Here is a 14,687-nt window from a genome sequence, read left to right on the forward strand (position 1 = left end):
TACGCGGTATTGGCCCCGTCCTGCCTGTGGCCACGGTCGCGCTGTCGCTGGCCGGGCTCTGCCTGCTCTGGAGCCTCGCGGCCGGGTTCTGGCCGAGCCGAGCGTTTCCGCCGCCGCTCGAGGTCTGGCGCGTGCTCGTTAAGGAGGCTGCGAGCGGCGACCTCAGCTATCACCTGGCAATGACGCTCTGGCGGGTCGCGGCGGCGTATGTCGTTGCCATGATCCTGGGGTCGGTTATCGGTGTCCTGCTCGGGACGCATAGGCGGGCGGACGCCTTCTTCAATCCGTGGCTGATTCTCTTCCTCAATCTTCCGGCACTTGTCGTTATCGTACTCGCCTATATCTGGTTCGGCCTGTCGGAGTCAGCCGCGATCGGCGCCGTTGCCATTAACAAGATACCCAATGTGGTCGTCACGATGCGCGAGGGGGCGCGTGCGCTCGATTTCCGATATGCCGAAATGGCGGTGGTCTATCGGCTGGGTCCGCTCGACTATCTCCGCCACATTCTGATGCCGCAGTTGCAGCCCTATTTCGCGGCTGCCTCACGCTCCGGCATTGCACTGATCTGGAAGATCGTCCTCGTTGTCGAACTGCTCGGTCGCTCGAGCGGTGTCGGCTTTCAGATCTATCTCTACTTCCAGATATTCGATGTTGCCGCCATCCTTGCCTACACCCTGGCTTTCGTGGCCATCATGCTGTTGATCGAACTCCTTCTGGTGCAACCCTTTGAACGACATGCAACCCGCTGGCGTCGCCCCGCTTAAAGTCGATATTGTCAAGAAGACGTTCCGGTCGGCCGAGGGCGTCACGATCGACGTGTTGCGCGGGCTTTCTTTCGAAGTGCGGCAGGGTGAGTTTGCCTGCTTGCTTGGCCCTTCGGGCTGCGGAAAGACCACGACCCTGCGAATCCTGCTGGGTCTCGATCGGGAGTTTTCCGGTAGCTATCAACTGCCGGAAGGCAGCCCCAAGCGCATCGCCGCTGTCTTCCAGGAGCCGGTGCTGCTCCCGTGGCGGACGGTGGAGCAGAATGTCCGCATTGCGCTTCCCCCGCGGTTCAAGGGCAAAGACCTTGACTCGCTGTTCGAAATCCTGGGCCTCACACCGGTGCGGTCGCTCTACCCGTCGGAGCTTTCGCTTGGGCTGGCGCGCCGTGCCGCCCTGGCGCGGGCTTTCGCTACGGAACCCTCGGTTCTATTTCTGGACGAGCCATTCGCCTCCCTCGACGAACGGACTGCCGGCCGATTGCGCCGTCTGCTGATGACGGTATGGGCCGCTCGGCCCACCACCGTCCTGATGGTGACTCACAATTTGCGCGAGGCCCTTCTGCTTGCGGACCGCATCATCGTGCTGACACCGAGGCCGGCGCGGGTGCTCGGCACCTTCGACCTGCGCCTCTCACGCGAGTTTCGCGACACACGAACGCTCGATGATCTCGCTCTGGAGTTTCACAAAAGGTTTCCCGACACAGAGTGATTTGCCGCCGGTCGCGGCAGCCAACCAACGGCGAGATGGGGGGAGCGTCAGAAGCAGCGTACGTCTGCTTCAGCCTGTGCTCGTCTCAGTTCGGCCTCGGCGGACTTGGCTGGCGCGCTCTCCCGAAACAGGGCCCCTCTTTCGCCCGTCACGAATCCCAGGCTCCTGAATGTCTCGGCTACCTCGTAGCGCTCATACGGCACGATCGAGGCAATGACATCGATCGAGCAGGAACAGCTTTCTAGTGCGGCGCGTGTTTCGCCATTGGCTTTCATGCAGCCATAAATGTAGTCGGCGACCGCAACAGTCGGGTAGTCTCCCGTTGCCGATGCCGTCGTGGCGCATGAAACAGCGAGCAAGGCGGCTGCGCCTAATGTTCTGGTCTTCACCGCACAATCTCCGATGGGTGGTGATGCGCATCCGCATCCAAATGCTCTGTATTATTGTAGTAAGTTTGCCGGAACGGACAATATAGGCGACCAAATTTGGCGGTAAGATTGCATGTTGCACGGCAGCAATATAATTTTGCGATGCACAAGGCCCGTTGCGTTTAACTTGCATTAATTGATCTAATCGCCTACTCTTCTTTGGTTTTCAGCTTCAAGGCTTGTCTCTTGGGAGCGGCGGAGTGTCGCAGGTCAGGAGGACGGCAACTGCGGCGCCCTCTGCCTTGTAAACGAACCCGAGACACACTGACGGAGGCGTATCTCCCGGGACAAGCATCACACGCTTGGGCTGGCCTTGGTGGTATCCCGAGGACTCGCGACGAGCCTCGAGTGAATATCAGCTTCGGGAGGATTTCACATGCGCATGCTCGGAAGATTCGCATATCTGCCGATGACCGCCGCTGGGCTTCTGACAGCGGTTCTTGGCGGCAATGCGTTGGCCAATGAAGAACTGATGTCCCTTGCGGCCGACGCGAAAAATTGGGCAATGCCCACGGGCGATTATGCAAACACCCGCTATTCGAAACTGAACCAGATCAATAAGGACAACGCCAAAGACTTGCAGGTCAAGTGGACGTTCTCCACCGGCGTGCTGCGTGGCCACGAAGGTGGCCCACTCGTCATCGGCGACGTGATGTACGTGCACACGCCATTCCCGAACATCGTCTATGCACTTGATCTCAAGAATGAAGGCAAGATTCTCTGGAAATACGAACCAAAGCAGGATCCGAACGTCATTCCGATCATGTGCTGCGACACCGTCAATCGCGGCGTGGCCTATGGTGACGGCAAGATCATCCTGTATCAGGCGGATACAATGGTCACGGCGCTCGACGCCAAGACCGGCGAGGTCGCCTGGCAAGCACAAAACGGCGAGAAGATCGACGGAAGCCTCTCCGAGTCCGGTACGTCCGCACCCATGGTGGTCAAGGACAAGGTGATCGTCGGCATATCCGGGGCCGAGTATGGTGTCCGCGGCCATCTTACCGCCTACAATCTCAGCGACGGCAAGCTTGCCTGGCGGGCCTATTCGACAGGACCGGATTCAGAAACGCTGATCGACCCGGAGCAGACAACTCACCTCGGCAAGCCGGTAGGCAAGGACTCTGGGATGAACACCTGGGAAGGCGAGCAATGGAAGACCGGTGGCGGAACCACATGGGGCTGGTATGCCTATGATCCGGAACTCAACCTGGTCTATTATGGCACCGGCAATCCCTCGACCTGGAACCCCAACCAGAGACCCGGCGACAACCGTTGGTCGATGACGATCTTCGCGCGCGACGCCGACACGGGCATGGCCAAGTGGGCCTATCAGATGACGCCTCACGACGAATGGGACTATGACGGCGTCAACGAAATGATCCTTGTCGATGACATGGAGATCAACGGTCAGCCGAGGGACGTCCTCGTGCACTTCGACCGCAACGGCTTCGCCTATACGCTCGACCGGGCAACGGGTGAGCTTCTCGTTGCCAAGAAGTACGATCCGACGGTGAACTGGGCGACCGAAGTGGTGATGGATCCCGACAGCGAGCAGTATGGTCGTCCGCAGGTCGTTGACCAGTACTCGACCGAACATAACGGCGAGGACGTCAACACCACGGGTATCTGCCCGGCGGCGCTCGGAACGAAAGACCAGCAACCGGCAACCTACTCGCCGAAGACGAAACTGTTCTACGTTCCGACCAATCATGTCTGCATGGACTATGAGCCGTACAGGGTAAGCTACACGGCCGGCCAGGCCTATGTCGGCGCGACCGTGAACATGTATCCCACGCCCAACAGCCACGGCGGCATGGGTAACTTCATTGCCTGGGACGCGGCCAAGGGTGAGATCGTCTGGTCGAAACCGGAGCAGTTCTCGGTGTGGTCAGGTGCGCTCGCAACTGAAGGCGACGTCATCTTCTACGGCACGCTCGAGGGCTATTTGAAGGCGGTGGATACGGAAGGTAATGAGCTCTACAGGTTCAAGACACCCTCCGGCATCATCGGTAACATCAACACCTTCGAGCACGGCGGCAAGCAGTACGTTGCGGTCCTGTCGGGCATAGGTGGCTGGGCAGGCATCGGTCTAGCCGGCGGTCTTCTCGGAGCTGAGGGTGCAGGAGCCTGGCAGGAGGCAGTAGCTGGTGAGAGAGCTCCGACCGAGGAAAGCGAACGCATCGCCACGGCAGGCTTGGGTGCGGTGGGCGGTTACGCCGCATTGGCCGACTACACGACGCTTGGCGGGCAACTGACGGTGTTCGGTCTCCCGGATTGATGACGGGCGACAGACCCTAAGCTACGCGAGGGCCCGGACCAGCCGGGCTCTCGTTCCTCAGATGTCAATCTCAAGCCCGTCAGTCAGCCGAAGAAGAGTGGACCGTGGCAGCCGGAGAGAGAGGTTGTGAATGTCACCAGGCTTCATCATTTCGGCGTTTGCCGTGGTGCTTATTGCATTTGCCAACACCGCTGCCCGAGCTCAGGACACCAAGGAAAAGGCCGCCAGCGTCATGGAGGAGGACGGCAAACACTTCGATGCCGAAGGCAATCCCACCTTCAACATCGAGAACGGTGTTGTCGATTGGTACACATTCAGCGGGTATCGCCGCTATCATTCCGATTGTCATGTTTGCCATGGACCCGATGCCCTCGGGTCCTCCTATGCGCCGGCTCTAACGGAATCGATGAAGAACATCGATTACGGGACGTTCCTTTCGATTGTCGCCGAGGGGCGCAAGAGCACTGTCGGCGGGAGGGAATCCATCATGCCGGCGTTCGGCGACAACAAGAATGTCTATTGCTATCTCGATGATCTCTACATTTACCTGCGCGCCCGCGCCGTCGGCGCTGCGCCCCGGGGGCGTCCGCCAAAAAGGGCCGACAAACCGGAAGCAGCGACGGCCTACGAGGCGTCCTGCATGGGTGGATGATATGTCACAAGGCATCCAGTGGACTTGCAGGCCAGCCCTCATTGCCGTCGCGTTTGCTGCGCTGACGCCGTTGCACGTCCACTCCCAAAGCGCCGGGCTCGGCGCCGCTGGCGAACTGGTCGACCCGAACACGCTACGAGTGTGCGCCGACCCGTCCAACATGCCTTTTTCCGATAGGAGCGGCGAGGGCTTCGAGGACAAGCTCGCCGAGATGGTCGCGGCGGGTACAGGCCGGAGCTCTGTCGCCTACACGTGGTTTCCCGCGACCATGGGTTTTGTCCGCAATACGCTCAACGCCAATCGCTGCGACATCATCATGGGCTATGCTCAGGGGGATGAGCTCGTCCAGAACACCAATGCATATTACCGCTCCGCCTATGTTCTGCTTTACAAGAAGGGTGGCGACCTAACCGGCGTGGAAACGCTGACCGATCCCAGACTTGCTGACAAAAAGATCGGCGTGGTCCAAGCAACTCCGCCCTCCGCGAATATGGCGGCAGCAAAATTGATGCGCAGTGCGAAGGTCTATCCGCTCGTCGTCGACACGCGCGTAGCGCCATCGATGGCTGAGGTGATGATTCGCGACATCGCGGCGGGCGTGATCGACGCCGCCGCTGTCTGGGGACCCATGGCAGGCTATTATGTCCTCCAGTCGGAGGTCGATCTGGCGGTCGTGCCCTTGACCAGGGAGGTGGGCGGATCGCGCATGACCTATCGGATCACGATGGGTGTGCGGCCGTCCGATCAGGAGTGGAAACGCACACTTAATACCTTCATCAGGGACCATCAGGCGGACATCAACGAACTCTTGCTCTCCTACGGTGTCCCGCTTCTCAATGAGCAGGACGAGATGATCACGGAGTGACGTTCGAGTACCGGCAGGTCATCTTTATAGTGATCGCCGCTGTTGGAGTTCTTCCGAAGGAACCAGTCCCGGTTGGAGATGATGTTCAAGGGAGGATGGAGACATGGACGTACGCGCTGCCGTTGCCAGCGAGGCCGGCAAACCGCTGGAAGTGATGACGGTGCAGCTCGAAGGCCCGCGGGCCGGCGAGGTGCTCGTCGAGGTGAAGGCGACCGGAATCTGCCACACCGACGATTTCACCCTCTCCGGCGCCGATCCGGAAGGGCTGTTTCCGGCAATCCTCGGCCATGAAGGCGCTGGCATCGTCGTCGATGTCGGCCCTGGCGTCACGAGCGTCAAGAAGGGCGACCACGTCATTCCGCTCTATACGCCGGAATGCCGGTCCTGCCCCTCGTGTCTGTCGCGCAAGACCAATCTCTGCACCGCCATTCGCGCCACCCAGGGCCAGGGCGTGATGCCGGACGGCACCTCGCGCTTCTCGCTCAACGGCGAGAAGCTGCACCATTACATGGGCTGCTCGACTTTCGCCAATTTCACCGTGCTGCCGGAGATCGCCGTCGCCAAGGTCAATCCGGACGCCCCCTTCGACAAGATCTGCTATATCGGCTGCGGCGTCACCACCGGCATCGGCGCCGTCATCAACACCGCGAAGGTCGAGATCGGCGCAACGGCGATCGTCTTCGGCCTGGGCGGCATCGGTTTGAACGTCATCCAGGGGCTGAAGCTCGCCGGCGCCGACGTGATCATCGGCGTCGATTTGAACAATGACAAGAAGGAATGGGGCGAGAAGTTCGGCATGACCCACTTCGTCAATCCGACGGAGGTGGGCGACGACATCGTGCCCTATCTCGTCAACCTGACGAAGCGCGGCGCCGACCAGATCGGCGGCGCCGACTACACCTTCGACTGCACCGGCAACGTGAAGGTGATGCGCCAGGCGCTGGAGGCCTCGCATCGCGGCTGGGGCAAGTCGGTGATCATCGGGGTCGCCGGTGCCGGCCAGGAGATCGCGACGCGGCCGTTCCAGCTGGTCACCGGCCGCACCTGGATGGGCACCGCCTTCGGCGGCGCGCGCGGGCGCACCGACGTGCCGAAGATCGTCGACTGGTACATGGAGGGCAAGATCCAGATCGATCCGATGATCACCCACACCATGCCGCTCGATGACATCAACAAGGGCTTCGAGCTGATGCACTCCGGCAAAAGCATCAGAAGCGTGGTCGTCTACTGAGCGTAACCGCCGGGCAAACGAAGAAGCTGAAGCCTCGCGATGTTCGAGAGGGCTGAGGCACAACAGGGAGGATACGCAATGGAAAGTTCAATTCGCATTCATCCGGCTGTTGATAGCGGCGTGAAACAGGGACGCTCCGACTTTCAGGGAGGCACGCTTGTCTGCGCCTGCACGGACCGGCCAGTCAAGGTGAGGATCGAGGGACAGATTGCCCACAACCATGCCTGCGGCTGCACCAAGTGCTGGAAGCCTGACGGCGCCGCCTTCTCTATTGTCGCAGTCGTCCCGCATGACAAGGTGACCGTGCTTGAGAACGGCGACAAGCTGCAAGTGGTCGATCCCTCCGCGCTCATCCAGCGGCACGCCTGCAGGGAATGCGGCGTCCATATGTATGGACCGGTGGAGCGAGAGCATGCCTTCCAAGGGCTGGATTTCATTCATCCCGAGCGCTTCCAGGAGTCTGGCTGGGCTCCGCCCGGCTTTGCGGCCTTCGTGTCCTCCATTATCGAATCGGGAGTCGATCCCAGCCGCATGGACGGCATCCGGAGCCGTTTGAGGGAGCTCGGGCTGGAGCCCTATGACTGCCTGTCCCCAGCCCTGATGGACTATGTTGCCACTTGGACTGCGAAGAAGACGGGGGCGCTTGCGAGCTGATATCGAAACATAGAGCCCGTGCGATCCTGTCAGTGCGCTCGCGGAGGCGCTGACAGGGTGCCCGTCAGGTACGGCGCTGGCGACGCTGAGCGCTTGCCGCTCCCGCTCAACCATGATCTGCGTTTTTCAACATTCCTAACAATATGCGTTGAATCAGTCGCCAACGCGGAACACTTCGCACAGAGCTTTGTTTTGTTGCACTGGTGTAACGGATGCATTGCGTCCCTAGACAGGGAGCGAAGAGAAAAATGATGAAACGTCTCACAGCAGCTGCCGTCCTGCCCCTATTGCTGGCGTCGCCGGCATTTGCGGACTGCAGCGAAGAACTCCAGAAACTCGAGCAGACCATTGTTTCCGCGGAAACGGGCGTAAGCGGCAGCGAGTCAGGCATGCCTGCCACGCAGCATCAGGAAGAAGTTCTTGCCGGACAGCAGGAGCAGCCTGTTGGAAGTGAAACAACGGGATCGACAAACACCCAGGAAGCGATCACTCCTCACCAGGAGGAGGTGTTGCGTGACGTGGAAGCCCAGGATGGCCCGGGCGAGCTTCTGGCGGAAGCCCGCGAACTGGCCGCAGCCGGTAATGAGCAGGCCTGCATGGAGAAGCTGACCGAAATCAGGAGCCTGGTTGGCGAAGAGTAAAGATTTCGGTCAGGCTCACGACAGTCGGCGGTCACTCGCCGGCTGTCCGTGATTTCGAACGGGGCAAGCGCCGGATTGCTGGTCGCCGACTCGCGCCCGATCCTCAGGGGATTTCGGACGAAGGTGATGCTGGCAAGCGCCCCAACACGACCGTGCGTCCTTTCGGACGGAAAAAGTACGCAGCGCTTCTTTGGATTTACTCATAGTGCTCTCCGAAAATCGGGTCCGATTACCGGAGAGCACTATGCGTTAGTGATCCATTCAAGCGGTCGCTCGGGCCTTCTGCCGGGCGATGACCGAATCCCAGTCGACCGGCGTTGCCTCATGCTTGTCGAGGTCGCCGATCTTGATGGGTCCGAACTGAAAGCCCCGGGCGAACTTGATTGGATCGTCCACCAGCCGTTTCAGAGTCGCCTCGAGTTCCTTCGTCTGCTTCTTGAAGGCGTTCTTGTCCTTGACACCCTGATAGATGGCGTAGGCCATCCAGGCCGCAGTAGAAACCAGATTGGCTGCACCGAAGACCATCGCAAAGCTGCTCGCCATGGCAAAAGTGCCGGCGGAACCCAGAAGTCCGACCCCGCCGAGCGTCCCCACGCGGGTCATCAGATTGGCGAGGGCCATCCCCGCACCGACTATCGCTTCTCCGGCGATGACGACATCGGCCCCAAGGCCCAGGGCGAGCAGGCTGATATTCACCGGATCTCCGCCCTTGATGTCCTGGATCAGCCAGATCACCTCGAGGGGCAGCCAGGCCGTGAAAATGAGGGCATTGGCCACATTGACACCGAGCTTGAGCAGTTCCGCCGTATCCTGCCGGGCGATTTTCGCCCATTCCGTCAACTTGCTGTTCGATGCGTTGGCGGAGCCCTTCAGCCCCTCGCTGACCGCCTGCACGACGTTGACCCCGGTCGAAGCCGCATAGAGCACGAGGGCTGAGAGGCCGACATTATCCCCCGGCTTCAGGTTGAATCCGGCATAGACGGTGCGGACGCCATACATGACGGCATTGACCGAACGGACGATCGTGTCCTTGTACGCGACCAACGACATGTTGCCCGGCGCTTCGGTCACGCGTTCATCCACGACCTTCTTGAGCAATTGATCCGTCATGGTCTGGGCCTGGCCACCGGGGCGGCCGACCGACCAGACATAATAGATTATGCTCATGACATTGCCCTTGAAGCGCTCCGCCGCCTCGACATTGTCACCGAAGTAGGAACTGGCCATCGAGTTGACGGTATCGCCGAGGATGTCTTCCATATCCGTACTATCGCCAGAAAAGGCGGTCGGGTCGCCGATGTTGAGATCAGGCGCGCGTTCCTTGACGAGGTCTGTCACCTTGCCCGCCATCTCTTCAGCCGTCTTCAGGTCGTACCGGCCGAGGACGTCGATATCCCAGCCGTGGTCCTTCGTACCGAACAGCGTACCTGCTATCTCGGAGGACTTGATGCTCGGACGATCGCCGCGCATGAGCGAATACGTTCCGCCGCCGCTGGCGATGCTGCGTCCGGCCAAGCCTGTCGCAATTGAAATCAACGCGCTGATTTCTTGCGGCGTGTAGGTGTTGATGCCGCTTTTGCGGTGGAACTTGCCATCCGCCCCCCGGTAAACAAGGTCCTGACCCAGTGTCTTCGGTTGCACGCGCGAAACCAGTGCCCCCGCGTCGAGAAGCGCCGTCACCGCCTGCGCCACGGCCTCACGGTACTCACTGGCGCCCATGCCGGAGCCTTGCGGAGCGTTCATGCGGAATGTCAGCCGCTCCAGGTGGCCAGGCAGGTCCCTCGCCGATACTTCCCCCTTGGTGAATTTCTCCCACAGACCTTCGAGAATGGTGAGCACATCGCTGGAGAAGGTCTGGCGGGCGAAAGCCTTGTCGTTGTCGCCGCCGTATAGGTTTTCCGCCATGATCGACGTGGCGTCGGAAAAGAGCCTTGCCACCCCGCCCGGCTCCAGAGCGGGGCCGAAGACGATCGCTTGCGGATCGGCGCGCTTGATGAAGCCGGTGAGCGAATCGCCGGCTTTGTTCAAAGCATCGAGCTCGTGGTTCTTGCGGACGGAGGCGTCCCAAGAGGCCAGTTTGAAGTCGGTCATCTGCCGCGAGGCTTCGCCGCGCAGACCGGATGTGGCGCCCGCTTCTTCCAAATGTCCGCCGGCGAGCTTCGTGCTCATCACCAGGAGTGCGGAGAGTTCCTTCGTGCTCATGTTTTTGTCGCGCGCCACTGTCGAGGCCAACGCCGCACCGTTGAACAGCATTTTCGCCCCGTCGCGCAGGGCATTGGCCTTCTCGCCGGAAATGCCATTGCGTTGCAGGAATCGGTCAATGGCGCCGTCGAGGCCCCGCACGTCGCCGCCGTCCAGTTCGACGAAATCGCCCCAGAGTTCGCGGAAGAGCGAGATAAGGTCGGATTCGAATGTCTCCTTTCTCGCGCCGGAATAGTTGTTGGCGATGAGATCGATCGTCTCGCCTGCGATCGTCCCGAGACTGGGAATGGGCTTGTCGTCCCGCGTCAGGTGCTTTTCCGTGAGCAGCCGGCGCATCGACGGGATGTCGTAGATGCCGGACTGGAACAGCGTATCCAGTTTCGAGACCTCCGGAATGGCCCGCCCGCTGACGGTGCGCTCGCTGCCATCGGCAAAGGCGGCCATCTGCTTCATCAGGTCGGAGTCGAAAAGTCCCTCGCCAAAGACTTCGCTAGCGATGAGGTGGTCCTGGACCTGCGGCGTGACCGATCCCAAGCCCTTCGCACGGGTCAGACCGTCAAGGGCATCGCTGAGGGTCGGCAGGCGCGGCAGCACCTCCTTGTTGTAGAATTCCTTGTAGGATGCCTCGATCTTATCTGCATTGGCGGTCATCGTCTCTTGAGGCAGCACCGACAGGTAGAAGGAAAGTGCGCTGTTGTATTCCTGCAGGATCGTCTGGATGTCCTTGCCGGCTCTCAGGCCGTCGTTGAGGATGCCGCCATTGACGACTTCGCTATCGAAGCTTTTGGTAAGCGTCGCGCGCAGGTCCTTCACTTCGTCATCCCGGGCGATCGAGTTCTCGATGATCTTCCTTGTGTCGGTCTCCGTCTCAGGAGCCACCCGGTTGCCGGTGGTGAGTATGTGTTTGAACCCTTTGAAGACCTTTTCTGTCAGGAGTGATTGCACTTCCGAGTCGGCCTGGAGAATGGCAATGGCGTTGTTCAGATCCTTCCAGATCTCATCCTGGTTGAGCGGCTTCTCACCGAAGCGCTTCGGCAGGTCATCGTAATTGTCGTAGTTTTCCCGCGCCTCCAATAGATCGAACAGCGTCATCAGCTTCTGCTCCGCCGTATATTTATCCCGGTTCAGCGCGACGTCGATGCTTTGGAAGCTGCGATCCTTATTCTTATAGCCCTCGAAAATGCCCCGGTAGATTTCATTCCTCAAACTCGAGCTGTTGAGCCGGTCCATCTCGTCCCGGATAGGCGCCGTGCCGTTCTGGTTGGTAACGGATTCGACCATTTCGCATTTCCCCTATTTTTGTTTCGTCATGCACCGACCGCAGCGATCACGTCGCAGGTAATGTCCGGGCTGATCTCGTCCGACGAGAGCACCGGCAAGCGGCAGCCATGTCGGATCAGCAGGGCCTGGGACAGAAGCCGAATTTCAGCGCCGACGATCGCAACAGGATCACGATCCTCCGCATTGGCGGCGGAAAGCTTGTCGTTTGCTTCTTCGGTGAGCCTGCGCAGTTTCTCGCGCGCTTCCGCTTCGGAGCCTCCGGAACTTGCCTTGAAAGCCCGTACGGCGCGTTCCCACTCGGCGCCGAGGGTGATGACGGGTAGGAGGCCCCTTTGATCCAAAAGGCCGAAGGCGATCTGGCTGCCCAGCGCCTGGCGAGCACGTTCCGCCATGTCCTCCGGCGCTTGCGACTGTTGGGCGTTGAGCATTGTCTCCAGCAGGCCGCGCGGCTGTGAGAGCGTGACCCCGGAATCGAGCAGGCGTCGAATGACCGCCACCAGCAACATCGGGGAGACCTGCTCGCGGACGTCGCTCGCGAGCTTGCCAAGCCGGGGTTCCAGACTCGTCAGCCATTGCGTCACGTCATCGACGCTGAAGATCGAGCCGATGTGGCGGCGCACGATTCGGACGGTATCACTGGCGATCTTATCGGCCGGTCGCCCTTTCGGGCAATGGACGAGACCGGCCGGCACATTTTCGACCTGAATGTGAATGAGATCGTTGCCCATGCGAGGGTCCGCATTGAAAGTCGGAACCGTGATGGCGACGCCGACAGCCCGTGCAGCGACGCGAATGCGGTTGTCCAGCAGGCTCGCCAATCCATCCGCCTCCAGTCGCGCAAGCGTTTCGGAGGAAACCGTGGCGATGATCGGGTCCCCGTATTTCGTCCGATCGAGGGCGTGAGGATGGGAGGCGGTCGCCGGTGCTTCCGCCCCGTCGGAGTCCTTGTCCTTCCTGCGGCGCCAGAGCGAAAAGGACAAGAAGCCGAGAAGCCCGGCGATCGGCCAGAGCACGAGGTCCGGCAGTCCGGGGACAAAACTGATGAGTGCGGTCATTGCGGCCGCGACCGCGAGCGCGCGCGGCTCGCGTGCTAGCTGCCGGCCGATATCCACCCCAAGACTGCTGTTGCCTTCATCGCTGACGCGCGTAACGACAGTGCCGGCGGCAACCGCCATCAGCATCGAGGGGATTTGGGAAACGAGCCCGTCGCCGACCGAAAGCAGGGAATAGAGCTGCAGCGACTCCGAGAAGCTCAAGCCGCGCTGGAAGATGCCGATTGCAAGGCCACCGATAAGGTTGACTGCAACGATGATGAGCCCGGCAATGGCGTCGCCCTTGACGAAGCGCATCGCGCCGTCCATGGCGCCGAAAAACTGACTTTCCCGCTCGAGTTGGCTGCGCCGCTTCTGCGCGGCTTCCGCCGTGATGTGGCCGTTGCGCAGATCGCTGTCGATCGCCAGCTGTTTGCCCGGCATGGCGTCGAGCGTGAAGCGGGCGCCGACCTCGGCGATGCGCTCGGCCCCCTTCGTGACGACGATGAACTGCACCAGCGCTACGATCAGGAAGACGACCAGTCCCACGACGACATTGCCGGCCACGACGAAGGAGCCGAAGGCGGCGATGATTTCGCCGGCGTCGCCGGTGGCGAGCACCAGGCGCGTCGTCGAGATCGTCAGCGCGAGGCGAAAGATTGTGCCGATGAGGATCACGGCCGGGAAGGTCGAAATGTCGAGCACGTTGCGCAGGTAGATGGTCGTCACCAGCACGATGAACGCGAAAGCAAGGTTGAAGGCGATCATCGCATCGACCATGACGGTCGGCAGCGGCAGTACCATCATGGCGACGATAACGAGGAAGAAGACCGCAAACAGAATGTCCGTGCGGCGGCTAAGGGCGCTAAGCGGCGGCATGTATCCGTCCATGGATCAGGTGCCTCCGCCCTCGGGAGCCCGGGCGAGCCTCAGGTCCATAGCCGGGACCTTGGGTTCGAAACTGATGACATCCCTCTCGCCGCCTCTGGCAACGATCATCCGGCCCGCTTGTATTTGCTCGATCCGCCACTCGCCCGAGACGAACTCGCCCTCACGGTAGCGCTTGCCGTCGGCGCCGATGATGAATTTGACGGGCGTGTAGCCGACGGCGGCGACGAAGCCGCTGAGGCCGGAGGACAGGCTGGTCATGTCGACGATGGGCAACGGGCTGTGCCGTTCGACAGCCGAGAGAATGCCTTGCAGTTTTAAGCGAGTTTCGAGTGGAAGTTTCGGGGATCCGGCACCGACCCGGACCGTGCTCCGGTCACTGGCAATCGCGACTTCGAGTGGGAGGCGGGCAAGCCGCAGCGCTTCGCGTAATTCAGCGACGATATCCTCGGCCGTCAGCGGCGGTTCCGGAAGCACGTGCGCTTCAGTCGTTTTGGATGGGGCAGGCGGATTATCCTGCAGGCCGAACAGCAAAGCTGCGGCAGCCGCCAGCAGTCCTGCCGCCAAGATCCGGCGGCCCATCGGCCAATTCTGCCGGCGCGCCCCCCGCGCTGCGAGACCTTGCACGACGCATTCGACATCGGAAAAGCGAATAACTTCGCCGCAGGCAAGACTGGTCTGATCGCCCGGCTCAAGGAGCCGCCCGCCCACTGTAAGGCCGTCGCGCAAGGCCTCGACGAGGAGATTTGCGTCGGCACCGGCGGAATAGACGAGATTGAACGCCGGTTCCGGCTCTATCCCGAGGATGACAAGGTCGCATTGTCCGCCGCCACCCACCGAATGAAGGCCGGGAGAAAGCGGAAGATCGGATGATCGGCCAGCACGGGTGACCTGCAGCACCGGCTCGGCCGCCGACTGCTGCGTGGCCGTGCCCGGTCGGGGTGCGGCTTGCAGATGTGATTCTGCGCGCATGATTGTCAACGGTCCTTCCAGAGTTCGGCGAGCAAGACAACGCGCTGCAGGCGACCGACCGGTAGCCCACAATTGTTCGCGACAGAAG

Annotated in this window: 12 protein-coding genes; 8 read left to right on the forward strand and 4 right to left on the reverse strand. The window is 61.0% G+C overall.

Annotated features, from left to right (window positions below):
• The first annotated feature begins 20 nt into the window (after positions 1–20).
• On the forward strand, positions 21–764 hold the full coding sequence (locus SJ05684_RS20780; protein ID WP_034855731.1) for an ABC transporter permease: 744 nt from the start codon (positions 21–23) through the stop codon (positions 762–764).
• Complete coding sequence (locus SJ05684_RS20785) at positions 736–1,473, forward strand: ABC transporter ATP-binding protein (RefSeq protein ID WP_034855682.1); 738 nt, start codon at positions 736–738, stop codon at positions 1,471–1,473. Before SJ05684_RS20780 ends, SJ05684_RS20785 begins: the two co-directional genes overlap by 29 nt.
• A gap of 47 nt (positions 1,474–1,520) precedes the next feature.
• Here the strand turns inward: SJ05684_RS20785 and SJ05684_RS20790 are convergent, their stop codons facing one another.
• Positions 1,521–1,862, reverse strand: coding sequence for a hypothetical protein (locus SJ05684_RS20790; protein ID WP_034855684.1), 342 nt, complete (start codon positions 1,860–1,862; stop codon positions 1,521–1,523).
• A 448-nt stretch (positions 1,863–2,310) separates the two neighbouring features.
• Between SJ05684_RS20790 and SJ05684_RS20795 the strand changes: the two genes are divergently transcribed.
• From SJ05684_RS20795 to SJ05684_RS20820, 6 genes are all read left to right on the forward strand, one after another.
• The gene (locus tag SJ05684_RS20795; RefSeq protein ID WP_034855734.1) at positions 2,311–4,182 is read left to right on the forward strand and encodes a methanol/ethanol family PQQ-dependent dehydrogenase; all 1,872 of its coding nucleotides are present in this window, start codon (positions 2,311–2,313) and stop codon (positions 4,180–4,182) included.
• 130 nt (positions 4,183–4,312) lie between these two features.
• The gene (locus SJ05684_RS20800) at positions 4,313–4,834 is read left to right on the forward strand and encodes a c-type cytochrome, methanol metabolism-related (RefSeq protein WP_034855686.1); all 522 of its coding nucleotides are present in this window, start codon (positions 4,313–4,315) and stop codon (positions 4,832–4,834) included.
• Between the two features lies 1 nt (position 4,835).
• Positions 4,836–5,699 carry a substrate-binding domain-containing protein gene (locus SJ05684_RS20805; protein ID WP_034855688.1) on the forward strand — a complete coding sequence of 288 codons (864 nt, stop codon included), beginning with the start codon at positions 4,836–4,838 and terminating at the stop codon, positions 5,697–5,699.
• Between the two features lie 103 nt (positions 5,700–5,802).
• The gene (locus SJ05684_RS20810; protein ID WP_095694333.1) at positions 5,803–6,930 is read left to right on the forward strand and encodes an S-(hydroxymethyl)glutathione dehydrogenase/class III alcohol dehydrogenase; all 1,128 of its coding nucleotides are present in this window, start codon (positions 5,803–5,805) and stop codon (positions 6,928–6,930) included.
• 78 nt (positions 6,931–7,008) lie between these two features.
• Entirely contained in the window at positions 7,009–7,584 is a 576-nt protein-coding gene (gfa, locus tag SJ05684_RS20815; RefSeq protein ID WP_034856926.1) for an S-(hydroxymethyl)glutathione synthase, read from the forward strand.
• Between the two features lie 251 nt (positions 7,585–7,835).
• Positions 7,836–8,225, forward strand: coding sequence for a hypothetical protein (locus SJ05684_RS20820; RefSeq protein WP_244426674.1), 390 nt, complete (start codon positions 7,836–7,838; stop codon positions 8,223–8,225).
• Between the two features lie 261 nt (positions 8,226–8,486).
• On the opposite strand, the gene SJ05684_RS20825 is transcribed toward SJ05684_RS20820, so the two are convergent.
• The 3 genes from SJ05684_RS20825 to SJ05684_RS20835 are packed head-to-tail and all read right to left on the reverse strand — an operon-like array spanning position 8,487 to position 14,599.
• Entirely contained in the window at positions 8,487–11,708 is a 3,222-nt protein-coding gene (locus SJ05684_RS20825) for a hypothetical protein (RefSeq protein ID WP_034856930.1), read from the reverse strand.
• 26 nt (positions 11,709–11,734) lie between these two features.
• The gene (locus SJ05684_RS20830) at positions 11,735–13,630 is read right to left on the reverse strand and encodes a flagellar biosynthesis protein FlhA (RefSeq protein WP_034856932.1); all 1,896 of its coding nucleotides are present in this window, start codon (positions 13,628–13,630) and stop codon (positions 11,735–11,737) included.
• Between the two features lie 3 nt (positions 13,631–13,633).
• Complete coding sequence (locus SJ05684_RS20835) at positions 13,634–14,599, reverse strand: SctD/MshK family protein (protein WP_050980097.1); 966 nt, start codon at positions 14,597–14,599, stop codon at positions 13,634–13,636.
• Positions 14,600–14,687: the final 88 nt, after the last annotated feature.

Origin of the sequence: Sinorhizobium sojae CCBAU 05684 (assembly GCF_002288525.1) — a bacterium.
Taxonomy (GTDB): Bacteria; Pseudomonadota; Alphaproteobacteria; order Rhizobiales; family Rhizobiaceae; genus Sinorhizobium; species Sinorhizobium sojae.

Excerpts from the sequence above, each read along its gene's own strand:
- SJ05684_RS20785 (WP_034855682.1), top strand. The coding sequence starts at position 736 with ATGCAACCCGCTGGCGTCGCCCCGCTTAAAGTCGATATTGTCAAGAAG.
- SJ05684_RS20795 (WP_034855734.1), top strand. The coding sequence starts at position 2,311 with ATGACCGCCGCTGGGCTTCTGACAGCGGTTCTTGGCGGCAATGCGTTG.
- SJ05684_RS20800 (WP_034855686.1), top strand. The coding sequence starts at position 4,313 with ATGTCACCAGGCTTCATCATTTCGGCGTTTGCCGTGGTGCTTATTGCA.
- SJ05684_RS20805 (WP_034855688.1), top strand. The coding sequence starts at position 4,836 with ATGTCACAAGGCATCCAGTGGACTTGCAGGCCAGCCCTCATTGCCGTC.
- SJ05684_RS20810 (WP_095694333.1), top strand. The coding sequence starts at position 5,803 with ATGGACGTACGCGCTGCCGTTGCCAGCGAGGCCGGCAAACCGCTGGAA.
- gfa (WP_034856926.1), top strand. The coding sequence starts at position 7,009 with ATGGAAAGTTCAATTCGCATTCATCCGGCTGTTGATAGCGGCGTGAAA.
- SJ05684_RS20820 (WP_244426674.1), top strand. The coding sequence starts at position 7,836 with ATGAAACGTCTCACAGCAGCTGCCGTCCTGCCCCTATTGCTGGCGTCG.
- SJ05684_RS20825 (WP_034856930.1), bottom strand. The coding sequence starts at position 11,708 with ATGGTCGAATCCGTTACCAACCAGAACGGCACGGCGCCTATCCGGGAC.
- SJ05684_RS20830 (WP_034856932.1), bottom strand. The coding sequence starts at position 13,630 with ATGGACGGATACATGCCGCCGCTTAGCGCCCTTAGCCGCCGCACGGAC.
- SJ05684_RS20835 (WP_050980097.1), bottom strand. The coding sequence starts at position 14,599 with ATGCGCGCAGAATCACATCTGCAAGCCGCACCCCGACCGGGCACGGCC.